Origin of the sequence: Agrobacterium leguminum, assembly GCF_015704895.1 — a bacterium.
Lineage (GTDB): Bacteria > Pseudomonadota > Alphaproteobacteria > Rhizobiales > Rhizobiaceae > Agrobacterium > Agrobacterium leguminum.
On the sequence record NZ_JADQWB010000004.1, the window covers coordinates 209894 to 229190 of the forward strand.

Here is a 19297-nt window from a genome sequence, read left to right on the forward strand (position 1 = left end):
TAAGTTTTCGTTTCCACAACACCCCGCCGACAAAGATGACTACGATTCTCTTGTTTTTGACGGTGCGCCCGGAAAATTCAAGCCCACTTTTCGCGTTTTGCCGTAAGCCACGGTGAAGCGTGCAGCGTTATTGGGGGTGTCTCGAACAAACGCGGTGGTTCAAACATCGCGCATCACATACTGGGTAAAGGGAACAGAATCAGAATTTATGCAGCTCCCAGATGAGCAGGTGCTCTACAGGTTCACGTTGTACGAACTCTGCCTCTACGTGCTTTAGAACATGGCGTTGGCCTGCAAAAGGTACCATGTCGAACGCGGTAGTTAGCCGCGTCCAGCGGAACTCGCTGTGTTCTTCATTGAGGAAAACTTGCGCGCCCCAATCGACGAAGCCGACGAAAACCGGAACCATAGTAATGGCATCGCGGTCCACCTCATAGAACTGCTCGCATATATCTGCTGAATATAGGCGCGCGCATGTCAAACCCGTTTCCTCCTTCACCTCACGCAGCGCAGTTTCCCAAGCCTTCTCACCATCCTCAATGCCACCGGCAATCTGGCACCATTCGCCAACAAGAGTATGATTTCGGCGCAATAACAGGACTTCAATTTCGGCTTCAGCTTTACGAAGAAGAACAACAGACACGCCTCGGCAACGGATTGGAATCTCAGCCATAAAATTCCCTATTAGATCGATACCTATTTTTCTGACTTTTACGGTGGCCGCCGCTGGCGCATCCTGCCGTCAGCCAGAAACCGTCACCCACTGTCACGAAAATTGGATGGCCTGACGTAGGATGGCGATAGTCTCCACCACCGACGGCCCCTCGATGGACGGCGGGTCAACTCGTTCGCAAAATTCACGCCAGACAAACAATGTCAGTTCCGCGCCATCAGCCGGTCTCTCTCTAGGCCCGTCTGCAAACTGCGCAAGTAGGCGGTAGCGATCATCCTTGTTGAAAAGGTTTTCCACCCACTCATAGATCGGGATTACGTGAAAATGGATCGGATATCCTGGGGAGTGCCCATAACGGCCGATGTAGACCCGTCGGGCACCGAGCACATTGAGCGCGCGCTGGACCTTTGCGAACACCGTACCCATCAATCCTAATGCTTCGGAAGACAAATCGCTCAGATCGTTCGTGGATTGGGTCGCAGCAATCATGAGGTAGCCGGGGAGCGCCGAATCTATTCTGTGGTTCACTGACCAGTTCGGAGTCTGGGCGATTTGGTACTCGGGAGGAATGCTGTGGTCTTTGCTCATAGCTTCACCTTATCAGGCACAATCGCGGTCGCAATGACTGGTTTTTGGCGCAGAGTATGAGCAAACTAATAGTCAGCCGTGAACGGCAGGGCACCTTACCCCTTCCTCAACCTTCCAAATCCGAACTGCACTGCGCATAAACAAGCTAATGCGATTTTGATCGGAACGCAGCGTTGGGGAATCAGAGCTTTTGGCTTTGTAGTGCCGACCAAGCGGCCTTGTGTTGTATCGCTGTCGCGTCCGAACCGTAGAGTAAGCGGGCCTACTTTCACTGTTGCAAACGCGCTCCGGGAGAGCTCCACGCCAGCGGACAATGGGGTTGTATTTTTTCTAAATTTGACAATCCTTGATTGTAATGATATACCATAACGCGCCGGCGCTGCTGCTGGTGTGAGGGGCCGTTCGGCCCCTCTTCTTGTTTTGGAGAGCTACAGCCATGAACGTTTCACCCACTACACCTACAACCACCGCCTTACCCGCCACCCCTGCCGTCACCCTGCCCTGCCCCGTCATCATCCTTGGCCGTGACGACAACGGCAGGCCCCACGCCTCATTCTTTCCCGCCACCGACACCCGTGCAGCTGAGAAAGCCGCCGAACTGATGGGCATGGTAGCGCTCAAGGTGGAAGGCGACGAACTCAGGGCGTTTCTCGGCCGGTTGCCGCAGGGCAAGCTGTTCGATAGCGGCAAGGCCTTCGTGCCTTTTGTGAAGCAGGACCTCTATCAGGCCATCGCCGCCCACCTATCCGATGAGGAGCGCGAACGTCTGGAGCAACCGCGTGTGGTGCCGGAGAAGCCCGCCGCCGAAATCGAGTACCCTGTTCCGCCCAAAAATATGCCCGAAAGCTGGGACCAGCTGACCGTGGGTAGCCTCGTGTTGGCGACTGAAGGCCCTTTGGAGGGGTGGTATGAAGCCACCGTCGTCAAGATCGATGGTGATACGGGGCTTCGCCTCAAGTGGCGCGATTATCTCGACATGCTGCCTTTCACTCGCCGCGTCGATCAGGTGGCCCTCATTCACCCTGCCTATGTCGAGAAGTGATCGCCATGGTCTGCGCTTTGAAACAGAAGATCGGCGAGGGTGCGGCCAATCGGGCCGCAGCCATCCGCGATAAAAACGACGCTTTTCGAAAAAGCTTCTCCGGCGGGCGGGTACTGCTGACACCGGGAGTCACCACCCTCAGCGCCGATCAGCAGAAAGCGGTCATACTGGCGGTGCAGGCGTTCGATGATTTCTCACGGGATAACGACCCTTATGGCGAACATGATTTCGGCGCGGTCACGCTTGAAGACGCCGTGTTCTTTTGGAAGATCGACTACTACGACCTCGACCTGCAATTCGGATCATCCGATCCGGCAGATGACGACGTGACCTGCCGGGTACTCACCGTCATGCGGGCAGATGAGTATTGAAATGACGGCTTCACCTTTAGGAGGTCACCCAGCCTTCGGCTTTCGCCCCGACCTCAATGGCATGGGCGAAGCCAACTTGTCATCAACGACCGCAAAGAGCTCCGATACGTGGACGTTAAGGGTGAGCGATATTGCTTCAAGCGTCGAAACAGTCACGTTTTCCATACCGCGTTCGACCCGCCCAACATACGACCTGTCGATACCGGCTTCTAAAGCCAGCCGTTCTTGCGAGAGGCCTTTGTCAACGCGCAGGCGGCGTAAGTTCCAGCCGATTGTTTTGCGAACATCCATACGCGCAGAAAGCCATATTCACGGCTTGACAATCGACGGACCAACAGTCCCATATTAATCTTACACGAGCATTGACTCGATCACTTCACTTAAGGGGGTATTTATGAAAATCGCAGTCGGAATTATCGGGCTCTTCCTCGGCTTATTGGTGCTGCTGCAATCCTGCGCAGTCACGGCGGGAAGCGGCCTATTGAACGATCAGGCCACAGGCAGCGCAGGCGCGGTCGGCATGCTCACAGGCGTGCTGCTGGTGATTGGTGGCGCGTTTTCCTTCGGCCTGCCGCTGGTGGGTGCCGTTATTTTCCTCGTATCCGCCCTGATGGCCTTCATCGCGTCATCGCAAGGCACATTCGGGGATATGTCGGTATGGGGCGTGATTGCTCTCGTGCTCGCCGTCATGGGCTTCTTCACGTGGCGCTCGGCCAAGCGGAGGAAGGCAGCAGCATGATCCGCATTAAAAGACTTACGACGCTGACCACTGTCGGGCTGCTCGGCGCTGGATTGTTGAACCCTGCCGTAGCTGCGAAGGAAACTTTCTACTTTCAGGGCACTCCGTGGGAGTTGCTGCTCACCCAGTCTGATGAGAATGCAGATGCAAAACCGGCGTGTGTATTGCGGACCACGGCTTGGCCTAGCCGGTCGTTGTCGATTGAAACGCGCCTGATTGGCGTTGATAAGATCGCTCGCGGCCTCCGCATTCGAAAAACCGGCTGGAACCTGCCGGTTGGCAAAACCACGCAGGTGAAGGTCGGCGTAAATTTTCTCAGCCCGGCACCATATGAACTCGGTGTGATTTCCCCCGAGGAGCTATATGTTAGCTACTCTGAGGATGAAGACGGCGCCATCGGCATTGCTCTGGCAACAAGCTTCGCGTTCTCCCCCAAACTGCCCTCAGCAATGGCATTAACTTTCGAAGGCAACGAACAGCCTTGGATTATTCCAGCCATCAACAAGCGGGACTATTATGCGCTGAACGAGGGTCTGAATGACTGCGACGTCGCATTGAAGCAGCTGGGGCCCAAACTGTTCTCATCGGAAGACGAAGCGACGTCGCCGTTCGCGGCACCACCCAAAACCGATCCTTCGGTGCCTTCCGCACCCTCAGCTTGGGAGTTCAGCAGGCGCGAGGAGGATTGGGGCGAAACCTGCTACGCGGAGAAGAAGAACGGCAATATCACAATCGGCTTCATGAAGGCGCGTGGGCATGAGCTTGAAGGTTTTGTCGAGAATGGTGGCTTTGACGGCAGCGTCAAAACCTCATGGAAGGTGGATAATGAACCGCCTGTCGCTTCCGAAGGCGACCTTAACGACTATTTCGGTTGGCACAGTTTTTCCGGTTTCAAAACGGCGTTTGTGGACCAGATGATATCGGGTCAAAAGACGCTTACGGTTACCGATGACAAGGGCACAGTCATCACCACCGATCTAGACGGAGCGTTAGGAGCGTTTTGGCAGCTGAATGCCTGCTTGGAAGATACGGATAGGTAAGATCGTCAGGCATTTCCACGCCACGGAGCATCTCCACCTGAGGAAGATGTAACGAATCCAGCCGCTCCAAAGCCGTGCTGTCGTCTGCCACTTGAGCAAGTGCGGTAAAATCTCAACAGATCTTGAATGTGGCCGGCAGCGGTCTGTCCGCTGGTGGACGCATTTATCGGATAGCTGTCTTTCAGTAACCAGACCTTAAAAGACAGCTTCTGCCGAAACCCGACCTCTCCGGAAAGCGAAGCTCCATGAACCTTGGAAAACGTTCTTCGCCAAATCGATCCCAATCATAATGTTGTATATCATGCCGCCATCCTTTCACCCGTTGGATTAAGTCCGGCCATCCTCTGACAGAACGTGCCGGGTGGTAGAGCACCAACCACGCCATCTATTTAACGAGACCACGTCAATGGAGGGTTGACGCTGATCCAGGCGAGCCAAAAAGAGCGCCCGCTATCTTGCGGAGATGCTCCCTATCACCGCTGAAAGTGTAGCCTTCCGAGTTCACGTCGAGGAAAGATGCGAAAACGAACGGCGTCGCCATTGATTCAAGAAGCATGGCTAAGTGGAACATCATTTCTACGTCAACTTTGATGTCAATAATCGCCCCGTCGACATCGCCGGCTTCCAGCAGATTCAAGACTTGCTCGACAGAGGAAACAGGGCCTGCAACGATGGCTCCGGCGGCAGTAAGCTGCGCATGACATGCTGCCGTCACTGGTGCACGCCGCTCTACCACTATCAGTTTTTTGCCTCTGAAGGCATGTAACACAGGAATATCCTTCTTACTCATTTTGCGCTCGCCCGCGCTATGCCGGAGATAGATTTTGTCTGGAGAAAACTAAGCAGCGTGCAAATAGCGTCGTATTACCGCTTACGCACAAACTGACTAGCGCACTCACCGACCAACGGGTGAAACGTTTTGATCACTGGTCGGACTCGCCGCATTGCGATTCGGTATCTTTTTGCAGCGCCTCCTCTATTTCCTCCGCGGACACCTGCAAAAATTGGCGCTTGACTAATTGGGCGGAGATAGCGGGTATCTCAAGGTGTGTAGCGACGGGTTGATACGAAGGAAAACTGAGACCTTCAATAAGCTGCTCATCGACAACCAGACGGTATGTTCCAGCTTCCAAAGGAACTACCAGTCCATCCAGTACGAACGGGTTCGCGAAGGTGATTTCTTTGTATGTCTTTCTTTCTTTCATACCCTCACTCTTTCCTGACACGTAATTCACACGGAGCCGCAACGTTTATCCTCAACTGTCATTCTCAACTAAGTGGATTTCGGACCCCGAGAAGGATTGGCGACGGGGTTCCTTACAATACCGTCTTCGTTCCTCCAGGACTGTTCATCAACCCTCAATCGATCGATCACGCGCCTTCCTGAAAAAGTTGAGGACGTATATCGTGTTGCGCGGAACACTTCTGACGGCCTCAACAACAGGCCGTGATTGATAGGATTGTTTGAGTGAGTCCGCATTTCCAAGACGGCGTTTCAATTGTGCCGCGAGAGCATCTGCAGATGTTTCTCCCGCAAGAAACAGTCTCATTACAAGAAACGCGGCCGTATTGAATTGTCGCTGGTCATTGCCCAGCAACGTGGCGTTATAGCCTGCTCGCTTCAAAACTGACTGGATCATCTCCATCTCCTCTGGGGAGATGGCTACAAGGCTGGGGTGGGAAGACATATTGTCCTCCTCTCGTTGGGGCCAGGGTAACCGACCCTCAACCAGTAGTGCCCGTGACATCGCTACCGACACTTTACAGTGCGCCTGAATAGCTCCAGACGCAAGCGAATACGGTTTTGGAAGAACATCAAGCGAAGTTCGCCAGCCATTCGCTGGTCATCATTGAGCGGCGGCTGCATTCTGGTGCATTGGAATTCCCTTGCTAATGAAACTCAAAACGCGCAGGCTGATTTCTTCGGTAGCTTTTTTAAAGGGCGTTACCGCTTCAAGGTGAAATCCCTTGGCCCCAACGAAAGGAGGACACGATGTCTTCCGCACAAGAATACGGCCCGATTTCGTCTCACGATCTGAATATGTTGCGGTCTCTATTGTCAGATGCAGGCTTTGAAAGCGATACGCGCTTGGATGACGACCGGACATTCAACAAGGCCACTCGCAAGATAATTGATCTTTTTCAGGGTGGAATGACCGACCCCTCCAAACTCAAAGGAGAAATGCTGTTCCTGTTCGGGGTGCAGAAGCGAGAACGAATGCCAGCTCGCAAACCACTCGCGAGATACGCAATCCAAGGCCTTCCGGAGTTCGGCAGATAACGGGGAAACACCTGTGCGCGCATATGTTCTTGGAAGCATGATGCTTTGGTCCGCTTTCTTTCTGATCTGGTATCTGTTGACGCTTTATACCGCCAGCAACGACCTTGAAGAAATACGACCCGGTCCGGCAGGAGCAACAGTTATGTCTGCGTCCCAATGTGGTGTCGAACTGGCGGCTCTTCTCGCGATGGGCGACAAGCTCCTGAAAGCCGGCGGACCAGAAGTGCCTGCGGATTTGCGTGCAAATATTGAACATTGCATCTCCTTAGATGCCGCAAGTCGAGATACGCTTATGAAGACACAGCTCATAAGATTTTTCCCCGCCGCAAGATAGCCCGCGGACTCCCCCCTGATTTCATCAACCCCATCACACATTACTGGTCATGGGTGCGGACATTTGTTCTCTGATGCGACGGTGGCCATAGCTTTTTTCGATCTGGCGCGCGGCCTGTGGCCGCGCAGCCTTGGGAATTGTGGGAGATTGATGATGATCGTTATCACGGGAGCCGCACCGAGGTACAACGCCTTGATCGCTTAACTGCCGGAAGTCCCGGTGAAGCCGGAACAGTCCGCACAACCTGCACCGCCATAAAGTGTGACCGGATTGTTTCAGCCAAGGGGGGCCGCTTTGTAGTCGATCGACGAGATCAGGATTGGCGATAAACGGACGTCCGAAGGCGATCAGTTTCGCCGTTCCCTCGGCTAGATGCGACGTCGCCGGATCGAGATCATAGCCATTATTGGTGATATATGCACTGCTGAAGCGGCGGCGGAGCGATCCGTAGTCGAAGGGTGCAACGTGGCGCGTGCCACACGTTGGGCCTTCGACCACATGAACGTACGCGATGCCGAGAGCATCAAGTTGATCGATGATATACTCGTATTGCGCCTGGGAATCGCTACAGGAAATGCCATTTGCTGGCGAAAGCGGCGAAATCAGGCACAGTGCGCTTGGCGCCGATTTCCTGCACCACCGTGGCCGTGACCTCGAGCATCAAATGCGCGTGGTTTTCCACCTTGCCGCCATAGGCGTCCGTTCGGACATTGGTGGCGTGAACCTCCACCATATAGTTTCTGAAAGCAGACGCTGGCGAGCGAGTTGCCGCGCGCAAAGCCCAACCTATCAAAATGCTTGTACGGAACAGCAGCGGCGCGGCTCACGCACGGCCCCGTCTTCCATTAGATTCGATCATATGTGAACGATGTCAGCAGCGTGGTTACAAAGTTACTTGCATTATCCTTGACAAGCGTTTCCGTCCATTCATTCGTCCCGCGTAGCCGCAGGTCGGAATAGATGCTGTCGACGGCGCCCTCTTCGATCCGCTTGACGTTCGCCAGAAAGGCTTCCTCTCCGCCCGCATGATACATGTCGCGGATGACCATCCGCAGGATTTCCTGGATTGCGATCTGCCATGCCGTGTTGAGTGCCTGAAGGTCGCCGGTACTGTCTGCCATGGGTATCCCTTTCGGTGTGACGAATCTTTAGCGGCGGTTTGCACCACGCTGTCGGTTGCGGATTACAACGGTTTGAAAGAAACTGCTGAAAGAGCCTGATTGGTGACCGGACGTGACCAAGCCATTTACTATAGCCGCCTTGCCTTGCAATTGGCGTAGCGCCGATTGCGCTCGGCCTTGCGGGCGGCCTCGTCGTGTTTTATCCGTCCGCGCCTAATGCGCCGCTCTTCCCTCGCACGGGGACCCTCGTCTGCTCCGCCTGCCATTCTATTCTGGCAGGGCCAGTGGCGGCCTTTATCGCGTGATAGGCGTTCCAAAAAGCGGACTTTGCTTCCAAGACCGCGATGCGGCGATCGGCAAGGTCATTGTTTCTGGTTTTTTGCAATCTTTGCCTTGGAGAGAGTGCTGGGCAGATCAGACCGTCTTGGCCCGCCGTTTCTCGAGAAGAAAGGCGGTCGCCGCCTCTCGGTCCTTCAATTCTTTCGCAAGACGCGCTTCACGAAGCCGCCGCGTCTTTTCCTCGCGGGCCAGAACGAGAGAATCGAGTTCATCGACGGCGCTGTTGCGGGCGAAGAATTGCGATTGGGTATTGGCAAAGGCAATCTCCGCCTTCTGACGGGATTTGCTGTGTGTCTGTGACATGGGTTTTTCCGGATTGAACGCCGCGAGGTGCCGCGGCAACAAAAAAGGCCAGGCAATTTGCCTGACCTGCTGGTATCATGGCTCTCGACAGTGCCAGTACATCCGTGGTCAACGGAGAGCGGATACCGGGATGATCAGGCAGCCTGCAGGTTGCAAGCCGACATCTTGCCCGACTTGTTGTCGCGCTCGAGGTCGTAGCCGATCTTCTGGCCTTCAACGAGTTCGCGCATTCCGGCGCGCTCGACGGCCGAGATATGGACGAACGCATCGGTGCCGCCATTGTCAGGCTGGATGAAGCCGAAGCCCTTGGTGGAATTGAACCATTTAACTGTGCCAGTGGTCATGATGAACCCTTTCATGGCAATAAGAGAACCACAACGCCCGCGGCGTTGCAGATGCGATAGCGATTTTTGAGAGAAAAGGCTCGTTCAGGGCACGGTGCCAGACGCGCGATAACCAAAGCTAAGCAAGCAAATATCGATGTTCAACATATAGGTCGTCAATATCCGATTGTCAACTTTTAGTTTTTGCGCTCCAGCACTCTCAGCATTTAGTTGTAATTTCGGGGTGCCGTTTCACACTCTAGACTCCGGAAACAGGGCTGGGAACGTAACCCCACGCCAGGTTCAGCCATGGAATCACGGTCGTCCGGCAGCGGAAATGGACTCCGGTCCCGACGGAAAATCAGTGTCTCCCTGGCGAATGACGCCGGACATGAACCGGAGCAAGACAGCGCGTGATTGACTTGCAAGCGCTCCTGACAGCGGTTTCATCCTCGCCGTGACATATCCGGCCTTATGAAGCATCTGGTTGAGAATACGATTGCTGCCGGAATTGAAATCGACGGCGTGAATGCTGGAAGACATGGGTCCTCCTTTCAGATTGCGGGCACGGGCATTAAAGCCCAAAGCGACAGCGCCCGTTTTAATGGCTGCCGAAGGCATGATGATGAGGCCGACCCGCCTGTTTGGCAATCCTTCAATTAAGGTCATATAGGGGCGGGGTAGCTTCGACGTCCGACGCGTACAGAGATTTGCGCTCTGTAAAACCATTAACATCAACCAAGGAGGGCTAATTTTGAACGTTCATCGATACATGCGATCTTCGCTTCGGAGGAGTGAAGGAGTATCGACATAAAGCTGCACTGCCGCCTAAAGCTGCTGGCCCGGTGGGAATGCAGCTTTCCCGCCGCGGTCGCCCGAAACATGCCTGTTAATTTCCGATCCCTTAAAAAAAGACTGCTTTAGTGAGCATGTAATCGCTATGCTAACGTTCCGAACTGGGGGCGCAAATCCGTCGCTTGATAAGAGAACCTGACTGCCCACAAAATACCGCGATGACGGCTCGCATCAGGGTATACCCTGATGTGACACTCAGCGGGTTATACTTGCGAACGTAACATCGGGGTTGACATCGACTATTTGTGACAGGGTAGCGTCAAGCTTAAAGCTTGAGGTGACATATGGCACGAATTGGGTATGCGCGCGTCAGCACGCTCGATCAGGATTTAGAGATTCAGCAACAGCGGCTTGTAGCCGAAGGCTGCCAAATCATTCGGTGCGAAAAGGTTTCCGGTGCAAGCCGTCAAGGCCGAACCGAGTTAGCGACCATTATAGAATTTTTGCGCAAAGGAGACGAATTAATCGTAACGAGACTAGACCGCCTCGGACGCGACACACGCGACGTCTTAAATATTGTTCACGATTGCGAACAGCGCGGTGCCCACGTCACTGTCCTTGAACCAAATGTTTCCACCAAGGGGGAAATGGGCAAAGTAATTCTGACTGTTCTCGGGATGGTCGCCCAAATGGAGCGGCGGTTCATAAAGGAACGTCAGCGCGAAGGTATCGAACGTGCGAAAAGGCTTGGCGTGTATCAAGGCGGAAAAATACGCATTGACCCCCAACTCGTCCACGAACTCCGCGCTCGGGGAGTGGGAGTCACCAAAATAGCCCAGGAAATGCGTTGCTCCCGAATGCAAGTATACCGGATACTAAACAGAGCCAATTAAATTTGATTTTAGCGCCTACGTCTGCTCCAGGCTGCCTTGCAGGCCAAAGCCATTTCTCTAGTTTTCTGGCGTTCATTTATCCAAACTCAGCGAATTAATTGCCTAAAACCAGCTAGCTTTCACCATAAAAAAAGATGGCCCATTCTATCAAGCCTTCTTAAACGATCTTCGTAGTCCGGCATGATCGTTTCCAACGACCGCCAAAATCGCCGTGAATGATTGTGCTCAAGAACGTGACAAGCCTCGTGTGCAATAACGTAGTCGACCAGCGGCATCGGAGCCATCACCAAGCGCCAGTTGAGGCGGATGCGTCCCCGTGAATCGCAACTTCCCCAGCGCTTGGACTGGTCAACGACTTTGACGGGTGGTGTCGGAATGCCAAGCGTTTCTGCGATCATTCGCGCACGGGCAGGAAAATGCAGGATCGCATGGGCTCGATACCAGTGCCTGAGACCACTGCGAACAGCGGCACGCTGGACCGATGCATGTCCACTCGGCAGCACCGGCGCGATAAGTGTTGAACCTCTCGCGGCAATCCGGGTCGTGACGGCGGTTTCGTCAGGAATGAGCTTCAAGCGATACTGGCGGCCGAGATAGTGGAAGGTCTCGCCACTCACAAATTCCTTTGTAACCGGCTGCCCGCCAAGTTCGCGGTACGCCGCCTGTTTGCGAAGTAGCCAAGCGCCTTTCTTGCTAACGATTCCAAGGACGCGATCATCATCCAAGTCTGAGGGTGCGAGGACGCGCACTCCATCGAAGCCAACCGATATCGCCACAGTTTTCCGGCGCGCTGTCCTCTCGATCAGAAATGCGAACGTTTCACCACCAAAGACAATGGAATGCTTAGCGGCGTCTGTCACTCCACATACCTCGCGCGGGCGACATCCATAATCTTCGCCGTCGTGGCTTCGACCTTGTGCGCGTCCAATCCTAAACTACGTAACTGCTCCTTGATAGATCGGCGCATCTGCCGCTGCACGTCCTCCTTATGATGCCAATCAACGACGTCGGTATATTCTTCGAGCGCCTTGGTGATATTGGCAGCGCTCCGACAGCGTTCGGCCTCGGGCAGATAGGTGTCAATGAAGGGCAGGATGGCGGCAGCCGTTCCAGTGAGGCCATCGCTCCTGCCTCCCGCGCGTGAGCGAATATCTGCGGCTTGCCCCACCATTGCTTCAAGCTGGGTCAAGGCGCTCGCTGCGGACACACGAGCTTCTCGCCTGTCGTTAACGATCCGTTCCAACTGCTCCCAAAGCGAGGCGTAAGCCGTAGGATTTTCGTCCCGGTGGACGTGGATTTCTTGGCGGATGGCGTGCTCGATCTCGGCAGCCTTGGCATCGCTCGACCGTAGGCTTTCAAGATGTGGCCGGAAGGCAGGGTCGAGAATATCGAACTTCACCAGCAACTGCTCGACACCCGTTACCGAGAGGTGGCTGGTGATGATCTCGCCCACCTTCGCACCGTAGTCCTTGGGGTCAAACGGTTCCTCATGATAGGCGCGACGGGCGAGGACGCGAATCCGCGATAGCCACTTCAAGTCGGACGGATAGGGTTCGTCCAATGCCTTGGGGGCAGGCAAGACCATGTCCATGGCCTCTGCAAAACGTAGGAAGTCGAGTTCGAATTTGGCGCGTATGTCATCCGGACGCAGCAGTTCAACGCAATCGTTATCGTCCTGACGGCTAAGGCCTTCGAAGAGCCGGATGGCTGCTCTGTGCCGACTTTCAAGAAGCTGAATTTTCTCAGACAGCGAACGGAGCGCACTGGCTATGCCATCCTCGTCGGAGAACATATCCAAGGCATCTGCGATGCGTCGGTTATCTCCCCAATAGTCCACTACCAGTCCATAGGTTTTGCCGTCAGCGGTACGGTTCACGCGGGCGATGGCCTGCAAAAGCGTATGCTCGCGCAGCGGCGCATCAAGGTACAGAACCTGCTCCACGGGCGCGTCGAAGCCAGTCAGCAGCATGTCGCACACGACCAGAATTTTCAGCGGATCGTCGCGCTTCTTGAACCGGCTTATCAAGGTGTCGCGTTCGCGCTTAGACAGGTGATGGGCTTGCAACCGGGCGCTGTCATTATTCGATGCGGACATAATGAGCGCACATTCCGGCGCGCCCAGCCTCCGCAACGATTCGACATAAGTAACCGCTATGTCTCTATTGGCAGCCACGATCTGTGCCTTGAACCCATTTGGCTCAATCGTGCTCCGGTAGTGTTCTAGTATGTCTTTGGCGACTACCTCGATCCGGGCGGGCGCTCCAGCTAGTTTCTCCTGAAGCGCGGTGCCGCGTCTGAGTTTCGCAATCTCGTCTTCGGATAGTTCCGGAAATGCTGCTCGAATTTCTCTTTCGAAATCGCGTCCATCGATCCTAATGCGGGCATCGCGCATCTCGTAATAGATCGGGACGGTCGCTCCATCCTTCACAGCTTGGTCGATCAGGTAGCGGTGTAGATAATCGCCGAAGACCTCGCGGGTGCTGCGGTCCTTCTTGTCGATGGGCGTGCCGGTGAAGGCGACCATGCAAGCATTGGGCAGTCCTGCGCGCATACGGGCGGCAAGCGCGCCATATTGCGTCCGATGCGCTTCATCGACCATCACGAAGACGTTCCGCGCCTTGGAGATTACTGATGAGTGTTTCGGCACGGCGCTGTGAAACTTATGGACGGTCGTCAGAACTGTCGTTCCAGCACCGCCCGACAGAGCCTTCCGCAGCCCATCTCCGCTTTCTGCCTGTATGGGGTTCGCAAATCCTGAACGCTGGAATTGCGCGGTGATCTGATCATCAAGATCGGTTCTATCCGTGACGATGACAATCGTCGGATTTTCAGCTTCGGGAAGGCGGCGCAACTTAGTCGCGAGAAACACCATCGTCAGCGATTTACCGGAGCCTTGTGTATGGTGAATGACCCCGCCACGGCGCTGCGGATTGGGTGCGGTCCGGATACGCTCAATCGCCTTTCCAACGGCAACGAACTGCTGATAGCGAGCCAGCTTCTTGATACGCCGCCCGTCAATGGTCTCGAACATCACAAAGTTTCGGATGAGATCGAGCAGATTGGCCGGGGCGAGAAGCCCGGCGAGCAAGACGTCTTGTCCGGTTGGTGTTCGGCCCAATTGGGCCGCGAGCGCATCAAGGGTGAGCGGATAGGGGTCTTTCCACTCAGCCCATTGCCGAGCAGGCGTCAGCGTCGTGCCGTACTTCGCTACATCGCGCGCCACTGCAATGGAAATCTGCGCCGTCTCGAATAGGCGGGGAGCGCCAAGCCCGGCGAACTCATCCCGGCTTTCGTAACGACGGAACTGGCGGATCGCATCACCCATCGGGTCGGCCAGTGACGGCGATTTACATTCGATGGCCGCGAGCGGGAGACCGTTCACGTAAACGACGATATCGGGGATGATGTCCTGACGAGCGCCCTTGATGGCGACTTGGCGGGCGAACTCGAACGTATTGGCGAATGGATCATCGAAATCGAAGAACTGCACATTGCGGTCCTGTCGTCTGCCGCCTTCCGTATGGGGGGCCGTGACGCCGTAGGTGAGGGCCGTATAGGCGCTCTCATTAGCCGCCATCACATCGACGGCGGTAACGCGCGTGACTGCGGCAACAGCTCGGCGAACGTCGTCATCACCAAGCCACGGATTAAGGCGCTTCAGGCATTCCGCAAGGCGAACCGTCAGAACCGGTTCTGTAGCCAGACCATCTCGCAACCGTCGCACGTCTTCTGCTGACAAGGGCTTATAGTCGAACAACACCCGCAGCAGGTCCGTCGCCGGCTCCTCTACCCATTCGCGCTCAAGCTGTTCATTGGTCTCGTTCATGCCGCTTGCCCAGCTTTGTTACGATGCCGCCCGATGATGCTTTCTGGGAGGCGAATGCGCCCTGAGAGCAGTTCCTGAGCTAGTGCATCCCGGTTTTGGGCCAGCACCTTGCGGGTCTCACGTTCTTTCGCGATCCGCATGTCAAATGCTTCGCCGACGTCCGCGATCTTTTGCTGCTCGGTCGCCGATGGCAGCAAGATCTGGAGCTTCTTGAAGACCGGCATGTAGATGGTCTGGTGAGTACTACCTTCTTGGAGGCGATCCCACTCGCGTTCCATGTGGCGGAAAACCTGAACGAGGTAGGCCGGTACAAGAGTTGGCCCACAGACCCAATTTGCAAAGTCCTGGCTGGTCGCCATAGGGCGCTTCATGCGCGAGGCCTTGCCTACCGTTGCCGTACGAGAAAACACCACGGTATCCTTGGGCAGAATGCGCGCTGAGGAATTTTCTATGCCCTTTGGGGTGACGCATTCGGCAGTTTGATCGACTTCGAGCGCGTCGAGAGCCTCGGTGTCGGCGAGCGACAACCATGAGATTTCACCGTTCCAATATTCTGCCTTGTCTCGGCTTGGTGTGTGTCCGCTTTCGAGCTTGGCTACCTTCGCCAGTGTCACCAGTTCCCAATCTGCCGGGATATGCGTGACACTTTCGGCCACTCGCCCAAGGATCCAGCGCGTCGGTAAAGGCTTCATCGGTGCCTTTTCGCGCCGAATTCCACGCGTAAGCAATTCGCGCATGGTGGCGTACTTGGCGTCAACCAGCGCCGCAACCAGCGCATCTGTTTGGGCTATAGTTGCCTCTAGCGCATCCATGACTTCTGCAATTGCGCGCTGCTCGAGAAGCGGTGGAACGGCAATTTGGCAACGGAAAAAATCTTCGGCGGGTAGATTTAAGAGGCCGTCGTTTCGAACACCTGAGTTGATTGCCCGCGCCAGTTCTCTGTTAAGGACGCCATTTTGAAAGGCGTGGGCGGCATAGCCAGCGTCGATGTCGTTTGCGAGGGAGAAGCAATAATATACGAACGGAATTACAGCACTATCAACGTCCAGTTTAAATATACATCCCTGTGGGGCTGTTTGAGAATTTCCTTTATTGTAAGCAAACTCTCCTCTTTTCAGCAGAATGTAACGCTCCGCGCTTTGCCCTGCCATATCGCGACTATATTTTTCGGACTGAAGCATAAAGCCACGCTTGGCAGAAATGGTCATTACTGGATGACCAGCACCGTCATTCTTGCGAGTTATGCGTTTGGTAATGTCCGAGAGCCGCCGAACCTCCCAGTCGGAAGGGCGGTTATCCCACATAACCCATCTCCTTGAGCAGGTTGTTCATACGAGCCGCAGCATCGTCCCGAGTTCTTTCAGCATCCCAAAGCTTGGCAAGTTCAGCCTGCACATCGATAGGCTTTTCCGGCTCGAGCGTATCAATGTAACGGGAGATATTGAGGTTGAAGTCGTTCTCTCCGATCTCCTTCAAGTCAACAACGCGACTGAAACGCTCTTCATCCGTCCATGCTTGGAAGGCACTGAAAATACGCGTGATGTTCTCTTCACCTAAGATATTTTTCTTCGGCTGAGATATGAATTCTTTCGCACCATTAATGAATAGCACCTTGCCCTTGCGCTCAGGTGCCTTCGCCTTGTTGAGGATCAAAACGGTCGCTGGAATGCCAGTACCCGCGAACAGGTTCTCGGGCAGGCCGATGATCGTCTCAAACAGATCGGCTTTCAGCATCGCCTCTCGAATGCGGCCGTCGCCCGAGCCGCGGAACAGCACACCATGAGGCATCACGACGCCGCACACACCCGTGGCGTTGAGTGTCGCCACCATGTGCTGAACGAAGGCTAGGTCGCCCATGTTCTTAGGGGGAATACCATAGATGAACCGGTTATGGCCCTTTTTCTCGGTGTCGCCTGAAACGTCCTCCGCACCCCAGCTATCCAGCGAGAATGGCGGGTTGGCGATGACGCGATCATAAAGGAACAGGTTGCCGTCCTGATCGAGCAGGCGCGGGTTACGGATCGTATCGCCCTTTTCAATTCGCGCATCCCGCAGCCCGTGCAGCAGCAGGTTCATCTTGGCGATGGCCCATGTGCCAAGGTTCTTCTCTTGCCCGTGCAGCGTGATGTTGAGCGCTTCGCCCAGCCGCTTGCCTTCAAGTTTCGCCACATGCTCTGCAACCTGAACCAGCATGCCGCCTGAGCCGCAAGTGGGGTCGCTGATCCGCATGCCGGGCTTGGGGTCCAGCAGTTCGACAATCAGCCGCACAACGTGATGAGGAGTATAGAACTCACCACCCTTCTTGCCTGCGTCGTCCGCGAACTTGTCGATCAGGTATTCATATGCGCGACCAAGCATGTCCGGTTCGGACAGAGAGGCATTCGACAGGTCGATACGTGAGAAATGGTCGATCAGACGGGACAGTACGCCTTCGCGGTTCTTGGCATCGCCAAGCCGCGATTCGGAATTGAAGTCGATATTGGCCAGCACGCCTTCAATCGAGGGATTAGCGTCCTCAATCGCGGCGCATGCCTTGTTGAGGTGGTCGCCAATGCCTGTCGTCAGCTTTTTGATCGACGACCAGCGCGCACGTTCAACTAGAAAAAATTCATGCTCATCGGGGTCGCTGTAGGCGACATCTTCCGGCAGACCCTGACGTATGGCTTCCTTAGCCTCTTCCTCGAAGCGATCAGACAGGCGCTTCAGAAACAGAAAGCCAAAGATGTAGATCTTATAGTCGGAACTATCGATGGAGCCGCGTAGGATGTCGGCGGATTTCCAGAGATGATTTTCGAGCTCCGAGCGGGTGAGTTTGGCCATGATCAGTCTTTCTTCTTTGTTCCAAAAAGGCGCGTGTTTAGAACGCTACGCGCTAACGTGCGACGAGCAGTCGCAGCTCGAATGGCTGCTGAATAGGTCGCTAATGACGTACGTACGAATTCGGAGATTAGGTCCTGTTCCTCAATCGGAGGCAAACTGATCTCAAGTTTTGCGAGATCTTTTGGCGACAATGACAAGAGAGTAGTCGCACCACGTTGGAGCACCTCGATCTTCGGACGGAAACCCTCACTAGAGAGAATTGCAAACAGCACCTCTCCGCGAACGGGTGGGGCGGGGCGCACAATAATGATATTGCCACTCGCAATCGCCCCGGCTGTCTCAGCGCCAACGATGCCAAATTTCAGCACGGTTCCGCGGCCGGTGATTAAAACATCTCCCTCCTGCAACTGAAATGGTAGGGCGCGAGCCTCGGAGGGGAACGACATTATGTCGAGTTCCGACTTGGGTGTTACCAGCCCATCATCTAAGTGGCGAACGCCTACAACTGGAAAGGGGACCCCCTCCGCATTCTCGCTTCGCGAGGTGCTGGCGCCAGCGAACAGCTTGGCAACGTCACCAAGGCGAAGTACTCGTTGGCGTCTAATGTTTTCACTAATCATGGCGCATGATGTGTCCGTATTTGCCTACGATGTCAAGAAGCTAAATACGCAACAATCTACCGTATTCTAATACGATTGCGAATATCTAGAAAATCAGCTGTTGACAACTCGAAAATCTCTGACATTCTGGCTCAATCGGATGCAGAGTCCGAGAGTTGGACCAAAACGGAGAAATACATGAAGACAAGAGCAAGGCCGAGCGGCCTTTCAATTTCGGAAAGCGACGCGTCCCTCATTAAGGGCATGATTGATCGTGGTGATCGCCACCACGACATCGCAGCTTTCTTTGGACTAAATCAGGGCAGGATTGCTGAGATCAAGGACGGAAGTCGGTTTCCAGATGTTGTCATTGCAAGCCCGGATGAGCTGCCACCTAAGGGGCCGTATCTGACTCCAAAGGTATCATGGATGGAAAACCGACTGGTCTCGTAAACCAGCCGACTTCCGAATACCCGGGGCCGAAGCCCGCTAGGACGTCCTAAGCAAACGAATCGTAGCGGTCCCCTCCTTAAAAATCAATAACCCGGATGCTTCGGCCGGGTTAGATTCTCGCCCCAAGGAGGGCAATCAAACAATGTTCGAGATTCTCCGCGCAAGCTCTGGTGGCTATTTTTGGCGCCTGAAGGGGGGCAATGGCGAAACCATTTGCCACTCGGAAGTCTACACGTCTAAGCAGTCCGCGCAGAGTGGCGTTGACGCTGCAAAGCGGATTGCGCCTGTAGCACAGGTCTACGACAAGACCTGACCTTAAGGCATATATACCCGGAGACATACCTCCGGGTATATATGAAAGTTGCAGGCTTTTAGGATGGAACAGCCGCTTATCCCGCTTAAAGGCGGCGCTAGGGGCCATCTATCAAAGCCGCTGGTGTAGCGTCAATAAACATGTGGGTATTTTGTGGGGCGCAGCCGTCGCCCACCGCTAACCTATTAAAAATTAACAAAATTTTTGATTAAATGGCGGAGAGGGTGGGATTCGAACCCACGATACCCTTGCAGGTATGCCGCATTTCGAGTGCGGTGCATTCGACCACTCTGCCACCTCTCCGCATGCGCGAACGCTTGCGTTGCGCGCCCCTCTTAAACATCAATGGCGTGACTGACAAGGGGAATTTCGTGTTTGTGTCACAAATTATTCGTCATGGGTGAGGCGCGGGAAATGCATCGGCTTCTGGCCGTTTTGGTGGAT

The 19297-nt window shown here is 54.8% G+C and carries 24 protein-coding genes, 1 tRNA gene and 2 pseudogenes; 9 read left to right on the plus strand and 18 right to left on the minus strand.

The features are described from left to right. Positions 1-199: 199 nt before the first annotated feature. A complete protein-coding gene (locus I3J13_RS08440) occupies positions 200-673 on the minus strand; it encodes an NUDIX hydrolase (RefSeq protein ID WP_196378524.1) in 474 nt (157 codons plus the stop codon). Between the two features lie 93 nt (positions 674-766). Continuing rightward, entirely contained in the window at positions 767-1261 is a 495-nt protein-coding gene (locus I3J13_RS08445; RefSeq protein ID WP_196378525.1) for an HIT family protein, read from the minus strand. A 436-nt stretch (positions 1262-1697) separates the two neighbouring features. On the opposite strand from I3J13_RS08445, the gene I3J13_RS08450 reads away from it, so the two are divergent. Then, complete coding sequence (locus I3J13_RS08450) at positions 1698-2303, plus strand: hypothetical protein (RefSeq protein WP_196378526.1); 606 nt, start codon at positions 1698-1700, stop codon at positions 2301-2303. Between the two features lie 5 nt (positions 2304-2308). Further along, a complete protein-coding gene (locus I3J13_RS08455; RefSeq protein WP_196378527.1) occupies positions 2309-2674 on the plus strand; it encodes a DUF3768 domain-containing protein in 366 nt (121 codons plus the stop codon). A gap of 24 nt (positions 2675-2698) precedes the next feature. Here the strand turns inward: I3J13_RS08455 and I3J13_RS08460 are convergent, their stop codons facing one another. Next, positions 2699-2965, minus strand: coding sequence for a helix-turn-helix domain-containing protein (locus tag I3J13_RS08460; RefSeq protein WP_196378528.1), 267 nt, complete (start codon positions 2963-2965; stop codon positions 2699-2701). Between the two features lie 103 nt (positions 2966-3068). Between I3J13_RS08460 and I3J13_RS08465 the strand changes: the two genes are divergently transcribed. Then, positions 3069-3413 (plus strand): hypothetical protein, encoded by a 345-nt coding sequence (locus I3J13_RS08465; RefSeq protein WP_196378529.1) that lies wholly within the window; start codon positions 3069-3071, stop codon positions 3411-3413. Continuing rightward, positions 3410-4453 (plus strand): hypothetical protein, encoded by a 1044-nt coding sequence (locus I3J13_RS08470; RefSeq protein WP_196378530.1) that lies wholly within the window; start codon positions 3410-3412, stop codon positions 4451-4453. Before I3J13_RS08465 ends, I3J13_RS08470 begins: the two co-directional genes overlap by 4 nt. A 403-nt stretch (positions 4454-4856) precedes the next feature. On the opposite strand, the gene I3J13_RS08475 is transcribed toward I3J13_RS08470, so the two are convergent. The 3 genes from I3J13_RS08475 to I3J13_RS08485 all read right to left on the minus strand — a co-directional run bounded on the left by I3J13_RS08475 (position 4857) and on the right by I3J13_RS08485 (position 6141). Further along, positions 4857-5243 (minus strand): response regulator, encoded by a 387-nt coding sequence (locus I3J13_RS08475; RefSeq protein ID WP_206696133.1) that lies wholly within the window; start codon positions 5241-5243, stop codon positions 4857-4859. Positions 5244-5376: 133 nt separating this feature from the next. Next, on the minus strand, positions 5377-5658 hold the full coding sequence (locus tag I3J13_RS08480; protein ID WP_065654515.1) for a hypothetical protein: 282 nt from the start codon (positions 5656-5658) through the stop codon (positions 5377-5379). Positions 5659-5805: 147 nt separating this feature from the next. Further along, positions 5806-6141: a hypothetical protein gene (locus I3J13_RS08485; protein ID WP_065654516.1), complete on the minus strand. Its 336-nt coding sequence runs from the start codon at positions 6139-6141 to the stop codon at positions 5806-5808. Between the two features lie 305 nt (positions 6142-6446). On the opposite strand from I3J13_RS08485, the gene I3J13_RS08490 reads away from it, so the two are divergent. Both I3J13_RS08490 and I3J13_RS08495 read left to right on the plus strand, forming a co-directional pair. Beyond that, positions 6447-6734: a hypothetical protein gene (locus I3J13_RS08490; RefSeq protein ID WP_065654517.1), complete on the plus strand. Its 288-nt coding sequence runs from the start codon at positions 6447-6449 to the stop codon at positions 6732-6734. Positions 6735-6747: 13 nt separating this feature from the next. Beyond that, on the plus strand, positions 6748-7068 hold the full coding sequence (locus I3J13_RS08495; RefSeq protein ID WP_174046928.1) for a hypothetical protein: 321 nt from the start codon (positions 6748-6750) through the stop codon (positions 7066-7068). A 200-nt stretch (positions 7069-7268) separates the two neighbouring features. Here the strand turns inward: I3J13_RS08495 and I3J13_RS25940 are convergent. The 6 genes and pseudogenes from I3J13_RS25940 to I3J13_RS25720 form a co-directional block, all read right to left on the minus strand. After that, positions 7269-7804, minus strand: a pseudogene (locus I3J13_RS25940) (oxidoreductase); the annotation flags it as partial. Between the two features lie 109 nt (positions 7805-7913). Beyond that, entirely contained in the window at positions 7914-8189 is a 276-nt protein-coding gene (locus I3J13_RS08505) for a hypothetical protein (protein WP_065654519.1), read from the minus strand. Positions 8190-8317: 128 nt separating this feature from the next. Then, positions 8318-8574, minus strand: a pseudogene (locus tag I3J13_RS26045) (hypothetical protein). Between the two features lie 29 nt (positions 8575-8603). Beyond that, on the minus strand, positions 8604-8831 hold the full coding sequence (locus I3J13_RS08510) for a hypothetical protein (protein ID WP_065654520.1): 228 nt from the start codon (positions 8829-8831) through the stop codon (positions 8604-8606). 134 nt (positions 8832-8965) lie between these two features. After that, complete coding sequence (locus tag I3J13_RS08515) at positions 8966-9175, minus strand: cold-shock protein (protein WP_059759453.1); 210 nt, start codon at positions 9173-9175, stop codon at positions 8966-8968. A gap of 294 nt (positions 9176-9469) precedes the next feature. Then, positions 9470-9823: a hypothetical protein gene (locus I3J13_RS25720; RefSeq protein ID WP_236000847.1), complete on the minus strand. Its 354-nt coding sequence runs from the start codon at positions 9821-9823 to the stop codon at positions 9470-9472. Between the two features lie 470 nt (positions 9824-10293). On the opposite strand from I3J13_RS25720, the gene I3J13_RS08525 reads away from it, so the two are divergent. Continuing rightward, on the plus strand, positions 10294-10842 hold the full coding sequence (locus I3J13_RS08525) for a recombinase family protein (protein ID WP_196378531.1): 549 nt from the start codon (positions 10294-10296) through the stop codon (positions 10840-10842). Positions 10843-10961: 119 nt separating this feature from the next. On the opposite strand, the gene I3J13_RS08530 is transcribed toward I3J13_RS08525, so the two are convergent. The 5 genes from I3J13_RS08530 to I3J13_RS08550 all read right to left on the minus strand — a co-directional run bounded on the left by I3J13_RS08530 (position 10962) and on the right by I3J13_RS08550 (position 18108). Further along, on the minus strand, positions 10962-11702 hold the full coding sequence (locus I3J13_RS08530) for a YgjP-like metallopeptidase domain-containing protein (RefSeq protein WP_196378532.1): 741 nt from the start codon (positions 11700-11702) through the stop codon (positions 10962-10964). Continuing rightward, positions 11699-14668 carry a type I restriction endonuclease subunit R gene (locus tag I3J13_RS08535; RefSeq protein WP_196378533.1) on the minus strand — a complete coding sequence of 990 codons (2970 nt, stop codon included), beginning with the start codon at positions 14666-14668 and terminating at the stop codon, positions 11699-11701. The genes I3J13_RS08530 and I3J13_RS08535 overlap by 4 nt, the downstream gene beginning before the upstream one ends. After that, positions 14665-15876 (minus strand): restriction endonuclease subunit S, encoded by a 1212-nt coding sequence (locus I3J13_RS08540; protein ID WP_236000849.1) that lies wholly within the window; start codon positions 15874-15876, stop codon positions 14665-14667. The genes I3J13_RS08535 and I3J13_RS08540 overlap by 4 nt, the downstream gene beginning before the upstream one ends. An 85-nt stretch (positions 15877-15961) precedes the next feature. After that, on the minus strand, positions 15962-17488 hold the full coding sequence (locus I3J13_RS08545) for a type I restriction-modification system subunit M (protein ID WP_196378535.1): 1527 nt from the start codon (positions 17486-17488) through the stop codon (positions 15962-15964). 2 nt (positions 17489-17490) lie between these two features. Next, on the minus strand, positions 17491-18108 hold the full coding sequence (locus tag I3J13_RS08550) for a restriction endonuclease subunit S (protein WP_196378536.1): 618 nt from the start codon (positions 18106-18108) through the stop codon (positions 17491-17493). Positions 18109-18285: 177 nt separating this feature from the next. Here I3J13_RS08550 and I3J13_RS08555 point away from each other — a divergent pair, with 177 nt between their 5' ends. Both I3J13_RS08555 and I3J13_RS08560 read left to right on the plus strand, forming a co-directional pair. Continuing rightward, on the plus strand, positions 18286-18540 hold the full coding sequence (locus tag I3J13_RS08555; RefSeq protein WP_196378632.1) for a hypothetical protein: 255 nt from the start codon (positions 18286-18288) through the stop codon (positions 18538-18540). Positions 18541-18682: 142 nt separating this feature from the next. Then, positions 18683-18853 carry a YegP family protein gene (locus I3J13_RS08560; RefSeq protein WP_196378537.1) on the plus strand — a complete coding sequence of 57 codons (171 nt, stop codon included), beginning with the start codon at positions 18683-18685 and terminating at the stop codon, positions 18851-18853. A 213-nt stretch (positions 18854-19066) separates the two neighbouring features. Here the strand turns inward: I3J13_RS08560 and I3J13_RS08565 are convergent. Beyond that, a tRNA-Ser gene (locus I3J13_RS08565) sits at positions 19067-19156 on the minus strand. Positions 19157-19297: the final 141 nt, after the last annotated feature.

What these genes read in the sequence shown, in the direction of transcription:
- I3J13_RS08440 (WP_196378524.1), bottom strand. Translation starts at nt 673, where the DNA reads ATGGCTGAGATTCCAATCCGTTGCCGAGGCGTGTCTGTTGTTCTTCTT.
- I3J13_RS08445 (WP_196378525.1), bottom strand. Translation starts at nt 1,261, where the DNA reads ATGAGCAAAGACCACAGCATTCCTCCCGAGTACCAAATCGCCCAGACT.
- I3J13_RS08450 (WP_196378526.1), top strand. Translation starts at nt 1,698, where the DNA reads ATGAACGTTTCACCCACTACACCTACAACCACCGCCTTACCCGCCACC.
- I3J13_RS08455 (WP_196378527.1), top strand. Translation starts at nt 2,309, where the DNA reads ATGGTCTGCGCTTTGAAACAGAAGATCGGCGAGGGTGCGGCCAATCGG.
- I3J13_RS08460 (WP_196378528.1), bottom strand. Translation starts at nt 2,965, where the DNA reads ATGGATGTTCGCAAAACAATCGGCTGGAACTTACGCCGCCTGCGCGTT.
- I3J13_RS08465 (WP_196378529.1), top strand. Translation starts at nt 3,069, where the DNA reads ATGAAAATCGCAGTCGGAATTATCGGGCTCTTCCTCGGCTTATTGGTG.
- I3J13_RS08470 (WP_196378530.1), top strand. Translation starts at nt 3,410, where the DNA reads ATGATCCGCATTAAAAGACTTACGACGCTGACCACTGTCGGGCTGCTC.
- I3J13_RS08475 (WP_206696133.1), bottom strand. Translation starts at nt 5,243, where the DNA reads ATGAGTAAGAAGGATATTCCTGTGTTACATGCCTTCAGAGGCAAAAAA.
- I3J13_RS08480 (WP_065654515.1), bottom strand. Translation starts at nt 5,658, where the DNA reads ATGAAAGAAAGAAAGACATACAAAGAAATCACCTTCGCGAACCCGTTC.
- I3J13_RS08485 (WP_065654516.1), bottom strand. Translation starts at nt 6,141, where the DNA reads ATGTCTTCCCACCCCAGCCTTGTAGCCATCTCCCCAGAGGAGATGGAG.
- I3J13_RS08490 (WP_065654517.1), top strand. Translation starts at nt 6,447, where the DNA reads ATGTCTTCCGCACAAGAATACGGCCCGATTTCGTCTCACGATCTGAAT.
- I3J13_RS08505 (WP_065654519.1), bottom strand. Translation starts at nt 8,189, where the DNA reads ATGGCAGACAGTACCGGCGACCTTCAGGCACTCAACACGGCATGGCAG.
- I3J13_RS08510 (WP_065654520.1), bottom strand. Translation starts at nt 8,831, where the DNA reads ATGTCACAGACACACAGCAAATCCCGTCAGAAGGCGGAGATTGCCTTT.
- I3J13_RS08515 (WP_059759453.1), bottom strand. Translation starts at nt 9,175, where the DNA reads ATGACCACTGGCACAGTTAAATGGTTCAATTCCACCAAGGGCTTCGGC.
- I3J13_RS25720 (WP_236000847.1), bottom strand. Translation starts at nt 9,823, where the DNA reads ATGACCTTAATTGAAGGATTGCCAAACAGGCGGGTCGGCCTCATCATC.
- I3J13_RS08525 (WP_196378531.1), top strand. Translation starts at nt 10,294, where the DNA reads ATGGCACGAATTGGGTATGCGCGCGTCAGCACGCTCGATCAGGATTTA.
- I3J13_RS08535 (WP_196378533.1), bottom strand. Translation starts at nt 14,668, where the DNA reads ATGAACGAGACCAATGAACAGCTTGAGCGCGAATGGGTAGAGGAGCCG.
- I3J13_RS08540 (WP_236000849.1), bottom strand. Translation starts at nt 15,876, where the DNA reads ATGACCATTTCTGCCAAGCGTGGCTTTATGCTTCAGTCCGAAAAATAT.
- I3J13_RS08545 (WP_196378535.1), bottom strand. Translation starts at nt 17,488, where the DNA reads ATGGCCAAACTCACCCGCTCGGAGCTCGAAAATCATCTCTGGAAATCC.
- I3J13_RS08550 (WP_196378536.1), bottom strand. Translation starts at nt 18,108, where the DNA reads ATGATTAGTGAAAACATTAGACGCCAACGAGTACTTCGCCTTGGTGAC.
- I3J13_RS08555 (WP_196378632.1), top strand. Translation starts at nt 18,286, where the DNA reads ATGAAGACAAGAGCAAGGCCGAGCGGCCTTTCAATTTCGGAAAGCGAC.
- I3J13_RS08560 (WP_196378537.1), top strand. Translation starts at nt 18,683, where the DNA reads ATGTTCGAGATTCTCCGCGCAAGCTCTGGTGGCTATTTTTGGCGCCTG.